Source organism: Amycolatopsis sp. NPDC114503 (assembly GCF_055633655.1).
The window spans coordinates 102,397-124,704 of sequence record NZ_JBVKDT010000021.1; the positions used below are offsets into that span (position 1 = coordinate 102,397).

Genomic DNA, 22,308 nt, shown 5'->3' on the forward strand with positions numbered 1-22,308 from the left:
ATGACCAGCACCGCCCGTACCGTCCGCGCCGCCCGCGGCACCTCGCTGACCGCTAAGAACTGGCAGACCGAGGCCGCGCTGCGGATGTTCCACAACAATCTCGACCCCGAGGTCGCCGAGCGGCCCGACGACCTGGTGGTCTACGGCGGCACCGGCCGCGCCGCGCGCAACTGGGCGAGCTTCGACGCGATCACCCGCGAGCTGACCGCGCTGGAGCAGGACGAGACGCTGCTGGTCCAGTCCGGCAAGCCGGTCGGCGTGTTCCGCACGCACGAGTGGGCGCCGCGGGTGCTGATCGCGAACTCGAACCTGGTGGGCGACTGGGCGACCTGGCCGGAGTTCCGCCGGCTCGAGCAGCAGGGCCTCACCATGTACGGCCAGATGACCGCCGGTTCGTGGATTTACATTGGCACGCAAGGCATTCTGCAGGGCACCTACGAGACGTTCGCCGCGGTGGCGAAGAAGCGTTTCGGCGGAACCTTGCGCGGCACGCTCACCGTCACCGCCGGGCTTGGCGGCATGGGCGGCGCGCAGCCGCTGGCTGTCACGATGAACGACGGGGTGGCGTTGTGCATCGAGGTTGATGCCCAACGCGCGCACCGCCGCGTCGAGCACCGGTACCTCGACGAGGTGGCCGACGACCTGGACGACGCGATCCGGCGGGTCACCGCGGCGAAGAAGGAACGGCGTCCGCTGTCGGTCGGCGTGGTCGGCAACGCCGCCGAACTGCTGCCGGAGCTGCTGCGCCGCGACGTCGAGGTGGACATCGTCACCGACCAGACCTCAGCGCACGATCCGCTGTCTTACCTGCCCAAGGGCATCAGCGTGGACGACTGGCAGGACTACGCGGCGAAGAAGCCGGACGAGTTCACCGACCGGGCGCGCGAGTCGATGGCTGACCACGTCGACGCGATGCTCGGGTTCCTCGACCGCGGTGCCGAGGTGTTCGACTACGGCAACTCCCTGCGCGGCGAGGCGAAACTCGGCGGCTGCGAGCGCGCGTTCGACTTCCCCGGTTTCGTGCCCGCCTACATCCGGCCGCTGTTCTGCGAGGGCAACGGACCGTTCCGCTGGGCCGCGCTGTCCGGCGACCCGGAGGACATCGCCGCGACCGACCGGGCGATGCTCGAACTGTTCCCGGAGAACGAATCGCTGGCGCGCTGGATCAAGATGGCCGGCGAGCGGGTCGCGTTCCAGGGCCTGCCCGCCCGGATCTGCTGGCTCGGCTACGGCGAGCGGCACCTGGCCGGCTTGCGCTTCAACGAGATGGTGGCCAGCGGCGAGCTGAAGGCCCCGGTCGTGATCGGCCGCGACCACCTCGACTCGGGCAGCGTCGCCTCGCCGTACCGCGAGACCGAGGGCATGGCCGACGGCTCCGACGCGATCGCCGACTGGCCGCTGCTCAACGCGCTCGTCAACACCTCGTCCGGCGCGAGCTGGGTGTCCATCCACCACGGCGGCGGGGTCGGCATGGGCCGGTCCATCCACGCCGGGCAGGTGAGCGTCGCGGACGGCACGCCGCTGGCGGCGCAGAAGCTGGAGCGGGTGCTCACGAACGACCCGGGCATGGGCGTCATCCGGCACGTCGACGCCGGGTACGACCGCGCTGCCGAGGTCGCCGACGAGCGCGGCGTGCGGGTGCCGATGCGGGAGCAGGCGTGACCGCATCCGGGCTGCTCGGCGAGATCGCCGACGTCGGGCGCGATGCCCGGCGCGGCGGTTACTCGCGGCACGCGTTCGATGCGCCGGAGCACGACTTGCGCACGTGGTTCGTGGAACGAGCGCAGCAGTTGGGCCTCGACGTCGAAACCGATCGCAACGGCAACCTGTGGGCGTGGTGGGGCGCTCCTGGCGCGAACGCGGTCGTCACCGGCAGCCACTTGGACTCGGTTCCGGGCGGCGGCGCGTTCGACGGGCCACTCGGCGTAGTGAGTGCGCTGGCGGCGGTGGAAGCGTTGCAGGCCAAGGGGTTCCGTCCGGCAAAGCCGTTCGCGGTGGTCGTGTTCGCCGAGGAGGAGGGCGGGCGCTTCGGCGTGCCGTGTCTCGGTTCGCGGCTGCTCACCGGGACGATCGACGCGGACCGGGCCCGGGCGTTGCGGGATCCGTCCGGTGTCACGTTCGCCGAGGCCGCGGCGAAGGCCGGGCTGGACGTCGACCGCGTCGGCGCGGATCCGGATCGGCTCGGGCTGGTCGGGCAGTTCCTGGAATTGCACGTCGAACAGGGCAGGGGGCTGATCGACCTCGGGTCGCCGGTGGCCGTGGGCAACACGGTGATCGCGCACGGCCGGTGGCGATTCTCGTTCGCTGGCCAGGGAAACCACGCCGGTGCGACGTTGCTCGCGGACCGCGTTGATCCGATGCTGCCTGCTGCCGAGACCGTGCTGGCGGTGCGGCGGTTGGCGCGGAAGCTGTCGGACGCGCGGGCGACGGTGGGGCGGCTCGTGCCCACGCCGGGCGGGACGAACGTGATTGCGTCCACTGTGGACCTTTGGCTGGACGCACGCGTCCCTGGTACTTCGACGCCGGAGCTGGTCGAGGAGATCGCCCGCGAGGCACAGGCTGCCGCGGAGGCGGAAGGGTGCCAGCTGGCGGTCACGCGCGAGTCGTACTCGGACGACGTGGTGTTCGACGAGTCGCTTCGGCGGTCGCTGGGGGAGTGGCTGGGTGCGCCGCCCGAGTTGCCCACGGGTGCCGGGCACGACGCGGCGATCCTGGCGGGATTCGTGCCGTCCGGAATGCTGTACGTGCGCAATCCGACCGGGATCAGCCACGCGCCGGAGGAATTCGCTGAGGCGGACGACGTCGAGGCCGGTGCGCGGGCGCTCGCCGAGGTGCTGGAGCGGCTCGCGAGATGACCATCTACTGGTGCGAACGGGCCTGGCTGCCCGAGGGGGTCGCGGACGCGGTCCGGATCGAGATCGCCGACGGCCGGATCGTTGCGGTGGCGGCCAACACCCACAAGACCGGAACTGTCCTTAATGGACTGACTCTGCCCGGGTTCGCCAACGGTCACTCGCACGCGTTCCACCGCGCGCTGCGAGGCCGGACGCACCACGAGCGGGGCACGTTCTGGACGTGGCGCGAGCGGATGTACTCGCTCGCCGCCCGGCTCGATCCGGATTCGTACTACCGGCTCGCGCGCGGCGTCTACGCGGAGATGGTGCTGGCGGGGTACACGAGCGTCGCCGAGTTCCACTATCTGCACCACGGGCCGGGCGGCAAGCCGTACGCGTCGCCCAACGCCATGGGCGACGCGCTGCGGCAGGCCGCGCGGGACGCCGGGATCCGGATGACCCTGCTCGACACCTGTTATCTCGCGGGCGGGATCGGTGTGCCGCCGGACGAGGCGCAGAAGCGGTTTTCGGACGGTTCCGCCGAAAACTGGGCGGAACGCGTCGCGCTGCTGAAAGAAGACGACCTGTTCCGCGTCGGCGGGGCGATCCACTCGGTGCGCGCGGTGCCGGAGTACGAGCTGCCTAAGGTGGACAACGCGGTGCCGCGGGACCGGCCGTTGCACATCCACCTGTCCGAGCAGCGCGCGGAGAACGAGCAGTGCGAGGCCGCGTATCGCTGGACGCCGACCGGGTTGCTCTGGGATTACGGCGTGCTCGGCGAGCGGCTCACCGCGGTCCACGCGACGCACCTGACCGAGCAGGACATCAAGTGGCTGGGCGATTCCAAGAGCGGCGCGTGTTTCTGCCCGACCACTGAGCGGGATCTCGGCGACGGTATCGGGCCCGCGCGAAGCCTGCTCGACGCGGGTGCGCGGCTCGGCATCGGGAGTGACAGCAACGCGGTGGTCGACGCGTTCGAGGAGACCCGGGCGCTCGAGCTGGACGACCGCCTGGCCAGCGAGGAACGCGGCCGGTTCACCGCGGAAGAGCTGCTTGCCGCAGGGACCGAGCACATCTCCGCGGGCTGGCCGGAGACCGGCACTCTCGCGGCGGGCGCTGGGGCTGACCTGGTCACCGTCGCGACGGATACGGTGCGCACGGCTGGGATCGAACCGTCCGGCGTGCTGTTCGCCGCCGCTGCCGCGGACGTCCGTACCGTGGTGGTGGCCGGACGGGAAGTGGTGCGCGACGGTGCGCACGTGCTGATCGAACGACCGGAAACCATACTGGCCAAGGAGATAGAGGCGCTGTGGCAGTTCTGATCACCGGAATCGGCGAGCTCACCACGAACGACCCGGAGCTGGGCAAGCTCCGCGACGCCGCGCTGGTGCTCGACGGCGAAACCGTCGCGTGGGCCGGTCCGGCGGCGCGGGCCCCGGACGCCGACGAGCGCGTGGACGTCGAGGGTCGCGCTGTGCTGCCCGGGTGGGTGGACAGCCACACCCACCTCGTGTTCGCCGGCGACCGCACCGCCGAGTTCGAGGCACGGATGGCCGGACAGGCTTACGCGGCAGGCGGAATCGCGGTCACGGTCGATGCGACGCGGGCGGCTTCGGACGAGCAGCTGGCGGCGAACCTTCGTCGACATGTCGAGGAAGCGGCTGCGCAGGGCACCACCTGCCTGGAGACGAAGACTGGGTACGGCCTCACTGTCGCTGACGAGGCGCGGTCGGCGCGGATCGCTGGCGCGGTCGCTGATGAGGTGACCTTCCTCGGTGCGCACCTGGTGCCGCCGGGTGCCGACGCGGAGTCCTATGTGGACTTAGTGTGCGGCGAGATGCTGGACGCCGTCGCGCCGCACGTGCGGTGGGCCGATGTGTTCTGCGAGACCGGAGCGTTTGACGAGGCTCAGTCGGCGCGCGTGCTCAAGGCGGCGGCGGAACGCGGGCTCGGGCTGCGCGTGCACGGCAATCAGCTCGGCGAAGGTCCCGGCGTGCGGCTGGCGGTGGAACTGGACGCGGCTAGCGTCGACCACTGCACGTACCTGAGCGATGCTGACGTCGAGGCGCTCGCGTCGTCCGACACGGTCGCGACGATCCTTCCGGCGTGCGATTTGTCCACGAGGCAGGCGTTGGCTCCGGCGCGGCGGCTGCTGGACGCGGGAGCGACGGTTGCGTTGGCCAGCAACGCCAATCCGGGCAGTTCGTACACCACGTCGGTCGCGTTCTGCGTGACGACGGCTGTGCTTCAGCTGCGGATGACAGTCGACGAGGCTGTGTGGTCGGCGACCGCCGGCGGTGCGCGGGCGCTGCGCCGCGAGGACGTCGGGTATCTGCGGCCGGGGGCACGGGCGGATGTGCACGTACTCGACGCTCCGTCCACCACGCATCTCGCTTATCGGCCCGGGGTCCCGTTGACCCGCTCGGTGTGGCGGAAAGGGGCAAAGGTGCGTTAATCCGGGTGGCGACCGAGTCCGCCGCTGCGCTAACGTGAAAGGGAACAGGACGCGCGAAAGACCATTGTCCGGTATGGGTTAGGCTGGACGATCCATTCGCTCTGTTTCCAAGCGCCCGGCGTAAGCGGGCCAGCCCAGTGCGTCCCTCTCGAACCAGAACTTGGTACGGAAGGGACTTCGCTGATGGCGAATAACACTGATAATGCCGCCGCGGGCAACGCCGATAACACCGTCCTCGTGATCGGGGCCGGGCTCGGCGGGCTGTGTCTCGCGCAGGGGCTGCGCAAAGCCGGGATCCCGTGTGCGGTCTACGAACGCGATTCCGCGCTGGACGCACGCAGGCAAGGCTATCGGCTGCACGTCGATTCCCGCGGCGACCAGGCGTTGCGGGACGTGCTCCCGGCGCACCTGCACGAGCTGTTCCGGGCCACCTCGGGCCAGCCGCGCAACGCCACCACGATCTACGACAGCCAGCTGACGCAGCTCACCGAGTTCGTGCTGGACGACGGCGACGCCCAGCGCAACGTCAACCGGTTCACTCTCCGGGAGATTCTGTTCGAGGGGCTCGACAACGTCCACTTCGGCAAAGAGCTCGTCCGGTACGAAACGCACGAGAGCGGTGTGATCGCGCACTTCGCCGACGGGACGCAGGCGCGCGGCGCGTTTCTCGTCGGCGCGGACGGGGTGAATTCGCCGGTGCGCCGCCACTATCTTCCGCACGCGCAAGTCGTCGACACCGGATTGCGCCAGCTGTACGGGAAGATTCCGCTCACCGAGGCGAACCGGGAGTTGTTCGACCCGGCGATGTTCTCAGTGTTCAACATTATTTCCGGGCCGGGCAAGGCAATGATCGGAGTCGCGCCGGTCGACTATCCGGAGCCGATCGCCGACGCCTGCGCGCGGCTCGCGCCCGACGTGCGGCTCAGCCTCGACGAGCCGTACATGACCTGCGCTTTCGGTGCGCGCGTGGAGATCTTCGGGCTGACCGACGACGAACTCCGCGCGTTGTCCGGGGACGAGATGCACAAGCTCGCGCTCGACCGGGTCTCCGGCTGGCATCCGAAGGTGCGCCGGATCGTCGAAAGCTGGCTCCCGGAAACGATATTCCTCGTCTCGATCCGGACCAGCGTGCCGGTCGGGCCGTGGGAGCCGTCGCGGGTGACCCTCGTCGGCGACGCGATCCACGCGATGAGCCCGGCCGCCGGGGCCGGGGCGAACACCGCGATGCGCGACGGCGCCGCGCTCGCCGCCGCGTTGAGCAGCGGAAATCCGGACGCGATCGGGGAATACGAGGCGGAAATGCGCCGGTGCGGATTCGCTGCGGTGCGCGAGTCCGCGGCGAATGGGGTGCGGCATCTGGGGCAGAATCCATTGCCGGAAATGTCCTCGGCATCCGTTTTGTAAACCAGCGTGAGAAGTGCGCGGGGGCAGAGTTCCTGCCCCCGCGCCCGGCCTCGCGCGCGGTCTCGAACCATCAGGGCAACGATGAAAAAGGACCAGCAGGTGAACAGCGGAAAATCAGCCACGTCGGCAAGATCTCGTTCATTCAGAGTTCAACTACTGGCCACCCGCTGAGGGATCTGGAGACCCCGCCCGCGTCGGTACCGTCACTCTCGCAGGACACTCCGAAGTGGAGAGCGGGCATGGACTTTTCTCTCATCGTCTTGGTGGTGATCGTCGCGGCGCTGGCCTTCGACTTCACCAACGGGTTCCACGACACGGCCAACGCCATGGCCACTTCCATCGCGACCGGCGCGCTGAAGCCCCGGGTCGCGGTCGCCATCTCGGCGGTATTGAATCTCGTCGGCGCGTTTCTTTCGATCGAGGTCGCGAAAACCATTTCCGGCGGGATCGTCGACGACACCAAGGTCACGCCGGTGGTGATTTTCGCCGGATTGGTCGGGGCCATCGTCTGGAATCTCGTGACGTGGCTGGTCGGGCTGCCCTCGAGTTCGTCGCACGCGTTGTTCGGCGGGTTGATCGGGGCGACCTGGATCGCGTCCGGCGCGGACGCCGTGCACTTCGCGAAGGTCGTCGAAAAGGTGCTGATCCCGGCGATCGCGTCGCCGGTGGTGGCGGGCGTCGTCGCGATCGTCGGCACCTTCCTCGTCTACCGGATCACGGCCAAGTCCCGCCAGGACGTCGTCGGCAAGGGGTTCAAGACCGGCCAGGTGCTTTCGGCCAGCCTGGTTTCGCTCGCGCACGGCACCAACGACGCGCAGAAGACGATGGGCGTCATCACGCTCGCGCTGATCGCCGGGGGTTCGCTCGCACCGGGGTCCAATCCGCCGGTGTGGGTCATCCTCGCCTCCGGTGCGGCGATCGCGCTCGGCACTTACTTCGGCGGCTGGCGGATCATCCAGACGATGGGCAAGAAGCTCACCGAAATCCAGACGCCGCAAGGGTTCGCCGCCGAAACGAGTTCCGCGGCGGTCATCCTGGCCTCGTCGCACCTCGGCTTCGCGCTGTCGACCACGCACGTCACCTCGGGCGGCATCATCGGTTCCGGGCTCGGCCGGAAGCTCGCCGAGGTCCGCTGGGGCGTCGCGGGCAAGATGGTGATCGCGTGGGCGCTCACGCTGCCCGCCGCCGCGATCGTCGGTGCCATCGCGGCCGCGGTCTCCACGCGCGGCAGTTGGGGCACCGTCCTCGTCGGCGGGGTCGGGGTGCTGCTCGCGCTGGGCATCTGGCTCGCGTCGCGGCGCAATCCGGTCACGCCGGCCACCGTCAACAACGAGCCGGAGGGCGCTGAGGCAGCTCCGGTCGCGGCTTGAGGGAGCGGGGCATGGGGATCAACGACGAGCCGGACGGCGCTAAACCCGCCCCCGATCGCGACTTGAGGGAGCAGGACATGGCGATCAACAACGAGCCGGAGGCCGTCGAGGCCGCCCCGGTCGCGGCTTGAGGAGCACGACATGGCGATCAACTGGGGTGCTCTCGGCATCGTTTTCGTGGTGGCGCTGGCCGCGGTGGTCGTGCTCACCGGGCTGTTCGCGTACGGCGTGCGTGGGCTCTCCGAGCGCGTGACGGCACGGGCGCACGGCGGCAGCGGCACGGTTCAGCTGACCGGCGCGGTCGTGTGCTTCGCGATCTGCGCCGCGGTGATCGGGTACGGGATCTATCTGATCGTGGCCTAGGCGAGCGCCGCCTCGGCGCGGGTTCGCAGTTCTTCCGGAAGCTCGTCGAGCAGCGGTCGCACCGTTGCCCGGCGAGTTTCGTTCAGGTGGGCCAGGACGTCCAGTGCCGGTGCCCACAGCGACTCGTCCGCCGCGGCGGTCCGGACCAGCGCGGGCAGCCGGTCGTCGCCGAGCAGAGCGAGCACGTGGTCGATCCGGCTCCGGTCGTCCAGCACGTACGCGGTGCGCAGCAGACCGGCGTCGTCCAGAAGACCGATGCAGCGGCGGACCGTTTCGTCCGGCAAGTGGCCGACGAACCGGCCCAGCGTGATCCAGTCCTCGCGGCGGGTCAGTTCCTCGGCGACCGCCACGACCGTCGTCACCGGGATCCGCGTGATGATCGAAGTCGCACGTCGTGGGTCCAGCTCCGCCGCGACCGAGGCGAGGAACTTCGGCGACAGCCGCTTCGCGACGTCGACGCCGCGCGACACGTCGACCAGACCGGCGATCCGCGCGCACAGCAGCGGGCCGAACACCTTCTCCGCGATCTTCGCGGTCACGCCCGCCGGCAACAGCCTGCTCGCCAGCGCCATCCGCTCCAGCACGACGAGGTTCGCGTCGAACAGCGTGGTCGTCATCTGCTCGCGCAGCAGCCGCACCTCGCCCTGGTCGACGTCGGCGAGGTAGTCGAGCCGGGCCGGGTCGACGTCGAGCACCCGGGCGAGCTTGAGGATTTCCGGGTTCACAGGCCGACCGCTTTCCGCACCGCGCCGCGCAGCAGGGCGGGCACGTACTTCAGGCTTTCCTCACCCGCGCGAGCGAGCGCCTGCGCTTGCCGGTGCCGGGCGTCGCGCAACGCCGCTGCCAGATCCTGTTTGTGCTGCTCAGGCAGGGTTTCGATGCCGTCCGGCAGCGGAGCGCCGAGCTGCTCGGCCAGGGTGCGTTCAGCCATGGTGACCCATCATGCCTCACGATCTCGACCTTGACTTTCGGCGGTGGTGACGAATCGGGCGGCCCTTGTAGCGTCAGCGGAATGAAGGAGGCGACGCGGTTCCGCTGGCGCGTGGCGTTCGACGTGCTGCTCTGGGCCGCGTTGTGCGGGTTCGTCCTGCTCGACGCGCCGAACAGCCCGAACGGCTGGGAGCTCGCCTACGGGCTGACGTCGGTCACCGTGGCGATGGCGACTGCCCGGGTGTACCCGGCGGTCGCGCTGGTGGTGGCGATGGCGACGGCGATCGTCATCGCGTTCGGCTGGGGCGGCCGGGTCGCGGTGTGGGAGTTCTTCCTGATCGTCGTGATCTCGTACCTGGCCGGCCTGCGGCTTGCCAGGGCGCGCGTCGCGATGATCAGCTTCTTCGTCATCGCGGTGGCCGGGATCCCGCTCGCTTTCCTGCCGACGTCGGGATTCGACGCGTGGGGCGCGGTGCTCGGCACGCTCGCGTTCGCCGGGGTCGCGCCGTGCCTGCTCGGACGGCACGTGCGGCTGCGGCGCGAGCTCGCGCAGGACGGATGGCGGCGCGCCGAGGAGATGGAGAGCAGGCACCGGCTCGTCGCGCAGGAGGCGCGGCTGCGGGAACGGGCCCGGATCGCCAGCGACATGCACGATTCGCTCGGCCACGAACTGAGCCTGATCGCGGTGCGGGCAGCGGCGCTGGAGGTCGACAGCGAACTGGGCGACAAGCAACGCGAAGCCGCCGGACAACTGCGGGCGGGCGCGGCGACGGCGACGGAACGGCTGCGCGAGATCATCGGCGTGCTCCGTGAGGACGCCGCTCCGGTCGAGCCGGTGCAGGGCGATCTGGGGGAGCTGATCGACCGCGCACGTGCCTCGGGGATCGAGATCGGCGCGCGGCTCGGCAGTCTCGACAACGCGCCGCCGATGGTCGCGCGGGCGGTCTACCGCGTCGTGCAGGAAGCGCTCACGAACGCGGCGAAGTACGCGCCTGGCGCGGCCGTTTCGATCGACGTGACCAGTACTGCTGACGCGACGGACGTCCGGGTACGGAACGCGCCGCCGCCCGCCGGGCCGTTGCCCGTCCGGTCCGGGCAACGGGGTTTGATCGGCCTGCACGAGCGGGTGCGGTTGGTCGGCGGGAGCCTGACCGCAGGACAGGCGGACGGCGGGTTCGAGGTGGCGGCGCGGCTGCCGCACGACGCCGCGCCCGCGCCGGAGCAGGACGACGAGGTGATCGGGCAGGCCGCGCGCGAGCTGGAACGGGCGCGCCGCGCCGTCCGGTCGAGCCTGGTGCAGGCGATCGTGGTGCCGCTGGGGCTGTTCGGGGTGATCATCGGCGGCGCTGGAGTGGCGTTCCTGGCCCAGTGGTCGTCGTCGGAGCTGTCGCCGGACTCGTACGATCGGATCCAGATCGGCATGCCGCATTCCGCGGTCGTGCCGATGCTGCCCTCGCGCCAGCGCACGACGCTTCCGGCGATCAACGTGCCGCCGCAGCCTGATCGAAGCGCCTGCGAGTACTACGGAGCAGGCCGAAGCTGGCTCAACTTCAACCATGCCGTCTATCGGCTGTGCTTTGTGGACGATCGAGTGGCGAGCAAAGACCTTTACAGTGAGGACGAACCGTGATCCGCGTACTGCTGGCCGACGACGAAGCGATGATCCGCGCCGGCGTGGCCGCGATTCTGGCCTCGGACAAGGAAATCGAGGTCGTGGCCGAGGCCGCGGACGGACGGGCGGCGATCGAAATGGCGCGCGCGAACCGGCCGGACGTCGCGCTGCTCGACATCCGCATGCCTGGCCTCGACGGGCTCGCCGCGGCCGAGGAGATCCGCAAACTGCTGCCGGACACCGGTGTTCTCATGCTGACGACGTTCGGCGAAGACGAGTACATCGAACGCGCTCTCGGCCTCGGCGCGAGCGGATTCCTGCTCAAGGCGGGCGATCCGCGCGAACTGCTGGCCGGAGTGCACGCGGTGGCCGACGGTGCGGCCTTCCTGTCGCCGAAGGTCGCGCACCGGGTGATCACGCGCTTGTCCGGCAGCCGGTTCAGCCGCGCCGCGACCGCGCGCGAGCGGGTGAACGTCTTGACGAACCGGGAACGGGAAGTGCTGGTGCTGCTGGCCGAGGGACTGTCCAATGCGGACATAGCGGCGCGGATGTTCGTGGTGGAGGGCACGGTGAAGGCGCACGTGAGCACGATCCTGACCCGGTTGGACGTCCGCAACCGGGTGCAGGCCGCGATTACGGCTTTTGAGGCGGGGCTGGTGTAAGCGTCGGCGGTTGCCAACGGCTGATGTTGGCCCCGACCCGAGTGGTGACCGCTGCGGGCAGCAACCGGGTAAAAGCCGCCCGAAGTGCGACCGCCGCTGGGTTGCGAAGGAGCGGTCCACTGGCGCCGGCCTGGATCGACGCCTTCGCGACCTTCTGCGTGCGCGGGCGACGTTCAGCGTCATAACGACGGAGTGCTTCGTCCACTGTGGACTGATTGGCGTGCGAAGCCAGCACCACCGCGTCCTCCAACGCTTGGCAACCGCCTTGCCCGAGGAACGGCGGCATGGCGTGCGCAGCGTCGCCGAGGAGCGCGACGCGGCCGCGGACGTAGCTGGGCAGCGGCGTCGCCAGGTGATGCGTGTCGTGCAGCAGGATTTCCGGGGTGGCGTCGATGAGTTGCGGGATCGGGTCGTGCCAGCGACCGTACTTCGCGCTCAGGTAAGCGTGGATGTCGTCGTGCCGGATCCCGGCCGGCCGGGCTTCCGAGACCCACCAGTACACCTCGTCGTCCAGCAACGGCAGTACGCCGATTTCGATCCCGGCCGCCCACGTCGTGCTCAGCGTGGGCTTCAGCGGCAGCTTGGCGATGCCGCGGAACGCCGCACCACCGCTGTACTCCACGCGTGCTGCCGGGAACAGCGCCTGCCGGATCGGGCTGTTGATCCCGTCGGCGGCCACGACCAGGTCGGCCTCGATCGAGCCGGAATTGTGGTGCACCACGCCGTTTTGCTCGACGCTCGTCACCTCGACCCCGGTCTTCACACACGAGTCCGGCAGCGCTGACACCAGTGTGTCGATCAGATTCGCCCGGTGGATCGCGCCGAGCGGCAATCCGTGGCTGCGCACGAAGAGGTCGGCGTCCCACTTGGCCAGCCGTCGCCCGCGCCAGTCGACCAGCCCGCCGCCGCGCTGGGCCGAGATCCGGGACTCGACGCCCAACTCGGCCAGTGCTCGCTGCGCGTTGGGCCACAACGAGATTCCCGCGCCGATAGCCGTGAGCTCCGGTGCCCGTTCGAGCACCGTGACCTCCCATCCGACCCGGCGCAACCCGATCGCCGCAGCCAGTCCGCCGATGCCGCCCCCGACCACGACCGCGCGTCGCGAAGCCATGCCGACCTCCTCTACGTCTGTAGAGGACTCTACACCTGTAGTGTCCCGGGAGTGGAACGAATAGCTGTGATCGGCGACGCAGCCGTCGAGGTGATCGCGGCCGAGGGCATGCGCGGGCTGACTCACCGCGCCGTCGACCGGGCGGCCGGGCTGCCCGCGGGTTCGACGTCGTACTACGCGCGCACCCGCGCGGCGCTGCTGGAACTGGCCGCGGACCGGATGGTCGCGCTGGACCAGGCGGAAGTCGCGCCGCCGGAGGGGAAACTCGCGGAATTCCTTGGCGCGATGGTGTACCGGTCGATCACTGTCGGCCGCACCAGAATGCTCGCGCGCTACGAGTTCGCGCTGGAATCGGTTCGACGGCCGGAGCTGCGGGCCCGGTACGACGCCGGTGGTCTGGAATTGCGCCGGCGGTGTGCGGAAGTCCTTGCCGCGGCTGGTTCTCCGACGCCGGAGCACCACACCCGCGTGCTCATCGGCTGGCTCGACGGATCGATCTTCGACGCCCTCGCGGGCACGGGCTCCCTCAACCCGCCGACCGAAGCCGATCTGGTCGAGGGAGCCCGTGCCGTGCTCGCCGGATTGGGGTTGTCGCAGGCCTGATCAGGCGTCGCGGCGGTTCAGCAGTGCCGTCCCCGCAGCGATTCCGGCGACCGCCCAGGCGAGGCAGACCAGCACGCCGACCCAAGGTCCGTACGGCGGCATGCCGCCGAGCATCGGGTTCGCGTCGCCGGGCGGCACCATCGCGTTGATGCCCGCGAAGGCCGGGAAGTAGTTCATCGCGCCGGGAAACACGTACGACGACATCAGCATCGGCAACGGCAGCAGCAGCACGATCACCACCACCATCGTGCCCGCCGCGCTGCGCAGCACGAACGAAATCCCCAGGCACAGCACGCCGAGCAGTGCGAAATACGCTCCCATGCCCAGTGCGGTGATCGCCCCCTGCGACAGCGACGTGGGACCCCCAGCCCCACGCATCAGCACCGAGGCGACCCCCATGCCGAGAACCGCGACGACCACGCCGTAAACGAAAAGCACCGGCACCAGCACCGCAGCCTTGGCCGCGGTGACCCGGGCCCGCACCGGAACCCATTGCAGCGTCGAACGAATCGACCCGCTGGTGTACTCGCTCGTCACGAACAACGTCGCGACCGCGAGCACGCAGAACTCGACCAGATAGATCGCCCCGGTGTTGACGATGCCGTGCGCGGTCTGCTGCCTCTCGTCCTCGGCGTGCTGGGAGATCCCCGAGACGACGGAGTAGAACGCCATCAGCAGCCCTCCGCCGATCAGCGACAACCACGTCGCCCGCACCGACCAGAACTTCGTCCACTCCGCCGAAATCGCCAGCTTCGTCATGCCGTAACCCCGTATTCCACCGATCCGGCGGTCAGTTCCATATACGCCTGCTCGAGCGAAGCGGTCCGCTCGGCAAGCCCGTGCAGCCGGACGCCCAGTTCATGAGCCAGATCCCCGACTTCGGCCACGCTCACCTCGTCGATGAGCAGTTCGCCGTCCTCCCCGGGCAGCACCGACCGGCCGTTCCCCCGAAGCCAGTCCGCGAGTTTCGCGCGCTCGGCCGGATCCGGCACGCGCACCGCGACCGACCGGCTCGAGTTGCCCGCGATGAAGTCGCCGATCGCCGCGTCGGCGAGGATCGAACCCTTGCCGATGACCAGCAGCCGGTCCGCGGTCAGCTGCATCTCGCTCATCAGATGGCTGGACACGAACACCGTGCGTCCTTCGGCGGCAAGCGAACGCATCAGCTGCCGCACCCAGCGGACGCCGTCCGGATCGAGGCCGTTGACCGGCTCGTCGAACATCAGCACGCCCGGGTCGCCGAGCAGTGCGCCCGCGATGCCCAGCCGTTGGCTCATGCCGAGCGAGAACGTCCCGGCGCGCTTGCCCGCGACGTCGCTCAGTCCGACTGTCGCGAGCACTTCCTCGACGCGGTTGGCGGCGATTCCGTTGCTGCGCGCCATCGCGAGCAGGTGTTTGCCCGCGCTGCGCCCGGGATGCATGGCCTTCGCATCGAGCAGCGCGCCGACCTCGCGAAGCGGGAACCGCAGTTCTGCATACGGTTTCCCGCGAATCAGGGCGTCGCCGGAGTCCGGCCGGTCGAGGCCGACGGTCATCCGCATGGTGGTGGACTTGCCCGCGCCGTTCGGGCCGAGGAACCCGGTCACCGTGCCCGTCTCGATGACCGAGGTGAGGCCGTTGACCACTGTTTTCTGTCCGTAGCGCTTCGTCAATCCGCGAAACGTGATCATAGGGCGAAGTCTGCGCCGGCGCGGTGTCCTCGGACATCGGCCGACCGTCGCGGACCGACCCCGACTTTAGGCAGGGGTCAGCGGGTCCTGCGGGTGGTGTGGCGGGTCGGCTTGGCGGTCGCGGGGTCTTCCGGCCACGGATGTTTCGGGTAGCGGCCGCGGAGATCGGCGCGGACGGCGGCATATCCGGTGCGCCAGAAGGATTCGAGGTCCGCGGTGACCGCGGCCGGACGACCGGCGGGGGACAGCAGGTGCAGCACGACCGGCACGCGGCCGTCGGCGAGTGACGGTGTCTCGGTCCAGCCGAAGGTCTCCTGCAGCTTGACCGCGAGCACCGGCTGGTCGCCGTGGTAGTCGACGCGGTAGTGCGAACCGGACGGGACTTCGAGGCGGTCCGGGGCGAGTTCGTCGAGCCGCGCGGCTTCGGGCCAGGGGAGCAGGCCGCGCAGGGCGGTTCCGGCGTCGACGTTCGCCAGATCGGCTCGGCGGCGGACTCGGGAGAGGTCCAGCCAGGTGTCTACATCGGACAGCAGGGTTTCGTCGTCCACCGACGGCCACGGCTCGCCCAGTGCACGGTGCAGGAAGGCCAGGCGTTCGCGGAGACGGGTGCCGTCTTGGCTCCAGCGCAGCAATCCGAGACCTTCGGCGCGGAGCCCGGTGACCACCGCGTCGTGGACGAGCTGTGGATCTGGGTTGCGCAAAGGCTTTTCGGACAGCACGATCGCGCCCAGGCGGCGGACGTGTCGAGCGACGACCTCGCCGTCCCAATGCACTTCGTCCACTTCGGACACCAGGGTTGGCGCCGCTTGCGTCGCCAGTGCTTCGTCGGCGGTCGCGGCGAGCCGGATGGTGCCGTGCACGCGGCCCGGATCGCGGGTGGCTTCGGCGACAGCCAGCCATTCGGCGTCGCCCAGACCGCTGCCGCTGGGCAGTTCGGCAGCGGTTCCGCTGGCCATCAGGTACACCGGTGCCGCCCCGGCGCGTCGCCGCGCGAGCCGTTCCGGATGCGCGAGGGCGACGACCAACGCGGCGTCCGGGGAGGCTTTAGCTGGCGAATTGACTAATCCTGCCAACCGTTTCGCGTCCCGCTGCCAGCGGCGGGCCGCGTCGTCGTGGGCGGAACGGAGGCGTCGCAGTTCGGCTTCGACATCGGTCAGCGTCGCTCCGGTATCCAACAGCGCAACCACTTCCGCGGCAGCGCGAGCCCCGACAGCCTCCGCGCCGTCCAGCAACGCGCGCGCCAGCCGGGGATGCAAGCCGAGGTCGGCCATCTTCTGTCCGCGCGGCGTGACAGCACCGTCAGGCGTGGTCGCGCCGAGCGTGACGAGCAGGCTTCGCGCAGCGGCGAGTGCGCCTTCGCCGGGAGGATCCCACCAGGCGAGGCCGGTTCCGTCCGGAGTGGACCAGCAGGCGAGTTCCAACGCGAACCGGGCCAGTTCAGCAGTGCGGATTTCCGGCTCCGGGTACGCGGGCAGCGTCGCTTGCTCGTGCTCCGGCCAGCAGCGGTACGCCCGGCCAGGCGCTTCGCGACCCGCACGACCAGCGCGTTGTTCCGCCACCGCGGCCGAAACCCGCACCGTGGCGAGCCCGGCGAGACCGCGTCGGTGATCGACCCGGGGGACGCGCGCGAGGCCTGAATCCACGACCGCGCGGACGCCGGGAACGGTGAGGCTCGACTCGGCGACGGCGGTCGCGAGAACCACGCGGCGCCGGTCGCGTGGTCGCAACGCTTCGTCTTGCCGGGCGGCGGAAAGCCGTCCGTGCAGCGGCAGAACGTCGGCGTCCAGTGAACTCAGCAACGAAGACGTACGCGCGATTTCGCCTGCCCCGGGAAGGAAAGCGAGCACATCACCGTCCCCTTCGGACAGTGCTTTCCGGACCGCCGACGCCACTGAGGCTTCCGGACGCTCCCCGCGCGCCGGAGCGCGATAGCTCAGCTCGACCGGGTACGTGCGGGCGTGTGCGGTGATCACCGGAGCGTCGCCGAGGAGCTCTGCCAGCCGTCCGGACGCGACTGTCGCCGACGTCGCGAGCAGCTGGAGGTCGTCGCGCAGCCCGGCGCGGACGTCGAGGAGCAGCGCGAGCAGGAGATCGGCGTCGAGATGACGTTCGTGGCATTCGTCCAGCAGAACGGTCGACACCCCGGCCAGTTCGGGATCGTGCTGCACCCGCCGCACCAGCAGCCCGGACGTGACCACCTCGATCCGCGTGCGCGACGACACCTTCCGGTCGCCGCGCACGGCGTACCCGACCGTCTCGCCGACCGGTTCGCCCAGCAACGCGGCCATCCGCCCGGCCGCGGCCCGAGCAGCGAGCCGGCGCGGTTCGGCGACCACGACGCGTCCTTCGCCGCGGTTCAGCGCGAGCGGCACGAGCGTGGTCTTGCCGGTGCCCGGCGGGGCCACGAGCACCGCGGCACCGTGGTCGTCGAGCGCGCCCAGCACGGACGGCAGCACCGCGCGGACGGGCAGGTCCGGCAGCGAGGCTAGGTCGGTCACTGCTCGGTGATCTCCGGTGGATTCGGCAACGGATAGTTCGAGGGCCCGATGTTCGTCTCCAGCGACTTCCGCCAGGCACCGCTGGACACCATCTTCCGGATCGCGTCGTCCACCGCGTGCTGGCCCTCGGTGTCGCCCTTGCGCAGGCCGACGCCGTACCGCTCAGTGGAGAACGGACGGCCGACCACCTTCAGCAGCTCCGGGTTCTGCGCGGCGTACCCGGCGAGGATCACCGCGTCCGTGGTGACCGCGTCGACCTGGTTGGCCAGCAGGGCGGTGACGCAGTCCGGATAGCGCGGGTACTCGACCAGCTGCACCCGCTGCGCGAACTTGTCCTTCACCATCTGCGCGGGCGTCGACCCGGTGACCGAGCAGAGCCGCTTGCCGTTGAGGCTTTCCGGGCCGGTGATGTCCGGCGAGGTGAGCCGTACCAGCAGGTCCTGGCCGGTGACGAAGTACGGGCCGGCGAAGCCGACCTGCTGCTTCCGCTTGTCGGTGATCGAATAGGTGGCCACGACCAGGTCGGCCGCACCCGAGGTCAGGTCGGTCTCGCGGCGGGCCGGGGTGGTCTCGTGCCAGGTGATGCGGTCCGGCTCGACGCCCAGTTCGCGCGCGACGAAAGTAGCGACATCGACGTCGAAACCCGCGAGCCTTCCGTCGACAGTTCGTTGCGAAAGGCCCGGCGCGTCGAACCGGATCCCGATGGTCAGGTGGTTGCCGTCACGCGCCCGGGTGGGAAGCGGATCGTCCTTGGATACCGTCGACGATCCGCATGATACGCAGCTGACCAGCAGAAACACGGCGGCGAGCACTGCGCGAAACCGCATCGGTGCCTCCGCTTCGCCGGTTGGCTGCTCACATAGTTCTCAGGTCAGACGGCTAGCCTAAGCGCGTGCGCCGACTGCCCCAACCTGTACTCGACACCATCGGCACGCTCGCCCGCCTCGGGCTGGCTGCCGTGTGGCTCGTGTCCGGCGGCCTGAAGATCGCCGACCCGGGGCAGACGTACATCGCCGTGCAGGCCTACGACGTGCTTCCGCACGCGCTCGTGCGCCCGGTCGCCACCGGGCTGCCGCTGCTGGAGCTGGTGCTCGGGCTGCTGCTGCTCGCCGGGCTGGCCACGCGCTGGGTCGCGGGCGCCTCGCTGCTGCTGCTGGCCGTGCTCGTCGCGGGCATCGCGCAGTCGTGGGCGCGCGGGCTGAGCATCGACTGCGGCTGTTTCGGCGGCGGCGGGCGCGTGAACGCCGGGCAGACCGAGTACCCGCAGGAGATCCTGCGCGACACCGGTTTCGCCCTGCTCGCGGTGTGGCTGCTCGCGCGGCCGCGCACGTGGCTTTCGGTCGACGGCTGGCTCGGCTGGGGCAAGGGCAGGAACGCCGGGAACTCAGGCGAGGCCCCGGACGACTACCCCAAGGGCATCGCGGAAGGGAATTAGGAACAGTGGGTGGAGCTGCGCGCAACGCGCGGAAAAGCCGTCAGCAGGCGGCGGCCGCGAGGTCGGTCGCCCAGGCGCGGGGCTCGGGGAGCGACCGGAACAAGATCATCGCGGTGTCGGTGGCCCTCGTGGTGGTCGCCGCGCTCGTGATCGGCGGCGTGCTCTGGATCAACTCGAGCAAGAACGCCACACAGGGCAGCGCGATCCAGCCGAGCACGACCGCGTCGCTCGGGACGGGCGTGGTCGAGAAGCGCGACGGGGCCGTGGTGTCGGTCGGCAAACCGGGCGCGCCGAAGACGATCGACGTCTACGCCGACTTCCTGTGCCCGTACTGCGCCAAACTGCAGCAGGACTTCGGGCCGCGGATGGAGAAGGCGATCAACGACGGCCAGCTCACCGTGCGCTACCACATGGTGATCCTGCTCAACAAGAACTCGGACCCGCCGGGCTACTCGCTCGACTCGGCCAACGCCGCGCTCGCCGCCGCCGACCAGCAGAAGTTCACCGCGTTCCACGACGCGCTGTTCAAGAACCAGCCGCAGGAAGGCGGCCGCGGGTACGACAAGGGCCAGCTGATCAAGCTCGGCCAGGACCTCGGGATCAGCGACCCGAAGTTCGCGCAGGCAGTCAACGCGGGCGCCTACGACCGGGAGCTGCAGGCGGCGTTCCAGGAGATCCAGGGCGACCCGAAGCTCCAGCAGGACTTCGGCAACGGCCAGGTCGGCTTCGGCACGCCGACGGTCGCGGTCGACGGCAAGGCGGTCCCGGCTTCCGGGGACTGGCTGACCAAGATTCTCAACGGCTGACCTGATCCGGTCAATTCGCCTGTCCGGGCACAACCCGTCCGCTAACCTGGGCCGCAGGGCTCAGGGGAGGGGCGGGTTGTGTCCGGTTTTCATGTAGACGACGGCGCGTATGAGAACTACGCGAAGCAGGTCGACCCACTCGGCGACGAGGTGCGCGCGGCGGCGAAAGCACATCTAGGTCCGCACGTAACGCTGTCCGGCGACGGGTTCTCCGCGATCGGGGACGAATCCGGGTTCGCCGGCGCGTACGGGGCGCGGATGCGGGCGTTGCAGGAACGGATGCACGCACTCGGCGGCGGCTGGCACGACGTCGGCGAGGCCGCGCGGCGCACACAGGGCAATTACGCCGCGGTGGAGCAGGAACACGGCGACGCTTTGCGCAGGTTTTCGTGAACGCTCCGGTCGATCATCTGGTCCGCAACGGACTGGACACCACGAATCAGTTCGCCGCGAAGCTGAAGCACGATCCGTCGGCGATCAACGGCGCGCGCGACGGGCATGTCGCGCTGCAGACGTCCGTCGGGCAGGCGAATCAGCACGCGGGCGCTCAGCGGGTGAACCTGGCGCAGGCCAGTTCCGGGGCGACCTCCGAGCGCGCGGTCGCGACGTCGAAGGATCTGGAGAAGGAAGTCCAGGACCTTCTCGACGAGAGCGCGGAAATCGAGCGCACGGTCGCGGAGGCTGCGGAGACGCTGCACGTCGGCGAGATCCGCAATGATCAGGTCCGGGACCAGATTCTGCGGGAGATCGCGTCTTCGATGAAGGCGCTGGCGGCGGTCAACGGGATTCAGCCGCCGGAAAGCCGGGCGGCCGCGGCTCGGCAGATTCTGTTGCAGCTGCAGACCAAAATCGGGCAGCTCACCGGTCAGGCGGCGACGTTCACCGAGGAGACGCTCGGGAAGCTGACCGGGCTGGGGCAGCGGCTCGGCGGGTCGGACTCGACTTCCGCGAGCAGCGCGACGACGTCGGTGCCGCAGGCGTTCAACAGCAACGGGGCGCACGTCAGCCACGGTGGTGGCGGGGGCGGCGACTCCGGCGGCGGTGGAGGCGGCGGCGGGTTTGCCGGGAAGCCGCGGTTGCCGGTAGCTGTTCCGCCGCAACCGGGCAGTGGCGTCGGGATTAACTTGCCGGGCGGGAAGACCGTGATGGCGCCTAATGAGACCGCGGCCAAAGCGGTTCGGGCGGCGTTGTCTCAGCTGGGCGTGCCGTATGTGTGGGGCGGGACCGCGCGCGGGCAGGGGCTTGACTGCAGCGGGTTGACCATGACGTCGTATCAGGACGCCGGGTTGCAGTTGCCGCGGACGGCTCAGCAGCAGACTGTCGGGGCCGAGGTGCCGTCGATGGATCAGTTGCTGCCGGGGGATTTGGTGGTGTGGTCCGGGCACGTCGCGATGGTGATCGGCGACGGGCAGATGGTCGAGGCCGGGGATCCGGTGCAGATCAGCAAGATCCGGATGACCAACGCCGGGCAGCAGTTCATTGGGTTCTACCGGCCTACGGGGTGAGTGGTGGCTGAATTCGACCTGGATCGCGCGGTGGCGCGGGTGATGGAAGAGGCTTCCCGGACCGGGGAGGCGGCTGCTGCTCGGTTTGAGCGGGCCGGGCCGGTGGTGGGGAAGGCTGCTGCTGGTGGGGTTTCGGTCGAGGTTGCGCCGGGTGGGTTGTTGACTGGGCTGACGTTGACTCGGGCTGCGTTGCGTGGTGGGTCGGAGGCGGTGGCTTCGCAGATTCTGGAGTTGTCGCGGCGGGCTGAGCGGCGGGCCGGGGATCGGATGCATCAGGTTTTGGCACCGGTGTTGGGGGCGGAGGCCGTGGCGGCGTTGGGGTATGCGGCGTTGGCTGAGGATGATCCGGATTTTTATGACGAAGAGCCGGTGGTGTTGTGAAGACTCGGGAGCTGATCTCGCTGGCGCGGGATCGGGAAGCTGCGTTGGGGCAGGTCGCGTCGTTGATGTCGGAGGCGCGCGGGTCGGCTCATGCGTTGGATGGGTCGGTTGAGGTGACTGTGGACGCGTTGGGGGCGTTGAAGCGGTTGTGGCTTGCGCCTTCGTTGATGGAGGGGGATCCTTCGCGGGTTTCGGCGTTGGTGCTTGAGGTTGTGCGGGTGGCTATGGCTGAGGCTGAGCAGGATTGTTACAACCGGGTGGGGTTGTTGTTGGGGGAGGAGGCTGGGTTGCTTGTCGAGGCGTTGTCTGGGCGGGTGGCTCCGGCTCGGTCTGCTGAGGATGATCCGGGGATGACGGTGGAGGAGTTTCAGCGGTTGCGGGGGGAGAGGGTGGGGGAGAGGCGGTTTCCTGCTCCTGCTCCTGCTCCTGCTCCGGTTGAGTCCATTGTGGATAGTGATGAGTGGGAGGGGTTTGATCCGGCTTCGTTGCGGTCGGATCGGTGAGGGGTTCGGCTCGTCGCCTGGGGGCGACATTGCGCCCTGGTGGGTTGGGGGCGCCCCGAAGCTGATTGTGATGAGGTTCCCCCGGTGGGTCGGACACTCTGATCCTTGGCTTTGGCCTGGGGAAGGATGTGTTTGTGTCTGGTTCGTCGAAGTATCCGCAAGAGTT

General features: G+C 69.6%; 23 protein-coding genes. 16 read left to right on the forward strand and 7 right to left on the reverse strand.

The window, feature by feature from the left end; all coding sequences use genetic code 11:
• From hutU to ACZ7OI_RS46785, 7 genes are all read left to right on the forward strand, one after another.
• Window positions 1-1,662, forward strand: coding sequence for a urocanate hydratase (hutU, locus tag ACZ7OI_RS46755; RefSeq protein ID WP_370940066.1), 1,662 nt, complete (start codon window positions 1-3; stop codon window positions 1,660-1,662).
• On the forward strand, window positions 1,659-2,855 hold the full coding sequence (locus ACZ7OI_RS46760) for an allantoate amidohydrolase (RefSeq protein ID WP_470270556.1): 1,197 nt from the start codon (window positions 1,659-1,661) through the stop codon (window positions 2,853-2,855). Before hutU ends, ACZ7OI_RS46760 begins: the two co-directional genes overlap by 4 nt.
• Complete coding sequence (locus ACZ7OI_RS46765; protein WP_470270557.1) at window positions 2,852-4,156, forward strand: formimidoylglutamate deiminase; 1,305 nt, start codon at window positions 2,852-2,854, stop codon at window positions 4,154-4,156. Before ACZ7OI_RS46760 ends, ACZ7OI_RS46765 begins: the two co-directional genes overlap by 4 nt.
• On the forward strand, window positions 4,144-5,289 hold the full coding sequence (gene hutI, locus ACZ7OI_RS46770; protein ID WP_470270558.1) for an imidazolonepropionase: 1,146 nt from the start codon (window positions 4,144-4,146) through the stop codon (window positions 5,287-5,289). Before ACZ7OI_RS46765 ends, hutI begins: the two co-directional genes overlap by 13 nt.
• A gap of 183 nt (window positions 5,290-5,472) precedes the next feature.
• Complete coding sequence (locus ACZ7OI_RS46775; RefSeq protein ID WP_470270559.1) at window positions 5,473-6,693, forward strand: FAD-dependent oxidoreductase; 1,221 nt, start codon at window positions 5,473-5,475, stop codon at window positions 6,691-6,693.
• 239 nt (window positions 6,694-6,932) lie between these two features.
• On the forward strand, window positions 6,933-8,063 hold the full coding sequence (locus ACZ7OI_RS46780; RefSeq protein WP_344268928.1) for an inorganic phosphate transporter: 1,131 nt from the start codon (window positions 6,933-6,935) through the stop codon (window positions 8,061-8,063).
• Window positions 8,064-8,204: 141 nt separating this feature from the next.
• On the forward strand, window positions 8,205-8,426 hold the full coding sequence (locus ACZ7OI_RS46785; RefSeq protein WP_182895320.1) for a hypothetical protein: 222 nt from the start codon (window positions 8,205-8,207) through the stop codon (window positions 8,424-8,426).
• Here ACZ7OI_RS46785 and ACZ7OI_RS46790 read toward each other — a convergent pair.
• Together ACZ7OI_RS46790 and ACZ7OI_RS46795 are read right to left on the reverse strand one after the other, a co-directional pair.
• Window positions 8,423-9,151 (reverse strand): hypothetical protein, encoded by a 729-nt coding sequence (locus tag ACZ7OI_RS46790; RefSeq protein WP_470270560.1) that lies wholly within the window; start codon window positions 9,149-9,151, stop codon window positions 8,423-8,425. The genes ACZ7OI_RS46785 and ACZ7OI_RS46790 overlap by 4 nt on opposite strands.
• Window positions 9,148-9,357, reverse strand: a complete 210-nt coding sequence (locus ACZ7OI_RS46795; RefSeq protein ID WP_162834652.1) for a hypothetical protein — start codon at window positions 9,355-9,357, stop codon at window positions 9,148-9,150. Before ACZ7OI_RS46795 ends, ACZ7OI_RS46790 begins: the two co-directional genes overlap by 4 nt.
• 81 nt (window positions 9,358-9,438) lie before the next feature.
• Here ACZ7OI_RS46795 and ACZ7OI_RS46800 point away from each other — a divergent pair, with 81 nt between their 5' ends.
• Together ACZ7OI_RS46800 and ACZ7OI_RS46805 are read left to right on the forward strand one after the other, a co-directional pair.
• Window positions 9,439-10,986: a sensor histidine kinase gene (locus tag ACZ7OI_RS46800; protein WP_470270561.1), complete on the forward strand. Its 1,548-nt coding sequence runs from the start codon at window positions 9,439-9,441 to the stop codon at window positions 10,984-10,986.
• Complete coding sequence (locus tag ACZ7OI_RS46805) at window positions 10,983-11,630, forward strand: response regulator (protein ID WP_470270562.1); 648 nt, start codon at window positions 10,983-10,985, stop codon at window positions 11,628-11,630. Before ACZ7OI_RS46800 ends, ACZ7OI_RS46805 begins: the two co-directional genes overlap by 4 nt.
• On the opposite strand, the gene ACZ7OI_RS46810 is transcribed toward ACZ7OI_RS46805, so the two are convergent.
• Window positions 11,602-12,741, reverse strand: a complete 1,140-nt coding sequence (locus ACZ7OI_RS46810) for an FAD-dependent monooxygenase (protein ID WP_470270563.1) — start codon at window positions 12,739-12,741, stop codon at window positions 11,602-11,604. The two genes, ACZ7OI_RS46805 and ACZ7OI_RS46810, sit on opposite strands and share 29 nt — an antisense overlap.
• A gap of 51 nt (window positions 12,742-12,792) precedes the next feature.
• On the opposite strand from ACZ7OI_RS46810, the gene ACZ7OI_RS46815 reads away from it, so the two are divergent.
• Window positions 12,793-13,344 (forward strand): TetR/AcrR family transcriptional regulator, encoded by a 552-nt coding sequence (locus ACZ7OI_RS46815; protein ID WP_470270564.1) that lies wholly within the window; start codon window positions 12,793-12,795, stop codon window positions 13,342-13,344.
• Here ACZ7OI_RS46815 and ACZ7OI_RS46820 read toward each other — a convergent pair whose 3' ends face one another.
• The 4 genes from ACZ7OI_RS46820 to ACZ7OI_RS46835 all read right to left on the reverse strand — a co-directional run bounded on the left by ACZ7OI_RS46820 (window position 13,345) and on the right by ACZ7OI_RS46835 (window position 18,339).
• Window positions 13,345-14,103, reverse strand: coding sequence for an ABC transporter permease (locus ACZ7OI_RS46820; RefSeq protein ID WP_470270565.1), 759 nt, complete (start codon window positions 14,101-14,103; stop codon window positions 13,345-13,347).
• Entirely contained in the window at window positions 14,100-15,014 is a 915-nt protein-coding gene (locus ACZ7OI_RS46825) for an ATP-binding cassette domain-containing protein (RefSeq protein ID WP_470270566.1), read from the reverse strand. Before ACZ7OI_RS46825 ends, ACZ7OI_RS46820 begins: the two co-directional genes overlap by 4 nt.
• Before the next feature lie 77 nt (window positions 15,015-15,091).
• Window positions 15,092-17,512 carry an ATP-dependent helicase HrpB gene (gene hrpB / locus ACZ7OI_RS46830; protein ID WP_470270567.1) on the reverse strand — a complete coding sequence of 807 codons (2,421 nt, stop codon included), beginning with the start codon at window positions 17,510-17,512 and terminating at the stop codon, window positions 15,092-15,094.
• Window positions 17,509-18,339, reverse strand: coding sequence for a glutamate ABC transporter substrate-binding protein (locus tag ACZ7OI_RS46835; protein WP_470270568.1), 831 nt, complete (start codon window positions 18,337-18,339; stop codon window positions 17,509-17,511). Before ACZ7OI_RS46835 ends, hrpB begins: the two co-directional genes overlap by 4 nt.
• A 98-nt stretch (window positions 18,340-18,437) precedes the next feature.
• Between ACZ7OI_RS46835 and ACZ7OI_RS46840 the strand changes: the two genes are divergently transcribed.
• The 6 genes from ACZ7OI_RS46840 (at window position 18,438) to ACZ7OI_RS46865 (ending at window position 22,142) form a co-directional block, all read left to right on the forward strand.
• Complete coding sequence (locus tag ACZ7OI_RS46840; RefSeq protein WP_470270579.1) at window positions 18,438-18,947, forward strand: MauE/DoxX family redox-associated membrane protein; 510 nt, start codon at window positions 18,438-18,440, stop codon at window positions 18,945-18,947.
• Window positions 18,948-18,952: 5 nt separating this feature from the next.
• On the forward strand, window positions 18,953-19,753 hold the full coding sequence (locus ACZ7OI_RS46845; protein ID WP_470270569.1) for a DsbA family protein: 801 nt from the start codon (window positions 18,953-18,955) through the stop codon (window positions 19,751-19,753).
• Window positions 19,754-19,831: 78 nt separating this feature from the next.
• Entirely contained in the window at window positions 19,832-20,146 is a 315-nt protein-coding gene (locus ACZ7OI_RS46850; protein WP_116205241.1) for a hypothetical protein, read from the forward strand.
• Window positions 20,143-21,258, forward strand: a complete 1,116-nt coding sequence (locus ACZ7OI_RS46855; protein WP_470270570.1) for a C40 family peptidase — start codon at window positions 20,143-20,145, stop codon at window positions 21,256-21,258. The genes ACZ7OI_RS46850 and ACZ7OI_RS46855 overlap by 4 nt, the downstream gene beginning before the upstream one ends.
• A complete protein-coding gene (locus tag ACZ7OI_RS46860; protein ID WP_470270571.1) occupies window positions 21,259-21,639 on the forward strand; it encodes a YbaB/EbfC family DNA-binding protein in 381 nt (126 codons plus the stop codon).
• The gene (locus ACZ7OI_RS46865) at window positions 21,636-22,142 is read left to right on the forward strand and encodes a YbaB/EbfC family nucleoid-associated protein (protein WP_470270572.1); all 507 of its coding nucleotides are present in this window, start codon (window positions 21,636-21,638) and stop codon (window positions 22,140-22,142) included. Before ACZ7OI_RS46860 ends, ACZ7OI_RS46865 begins: the two co-directional genes overlap by 4 nt.
• Window positions 22,143-22,308: the final 166 nt, after the last annotated feature.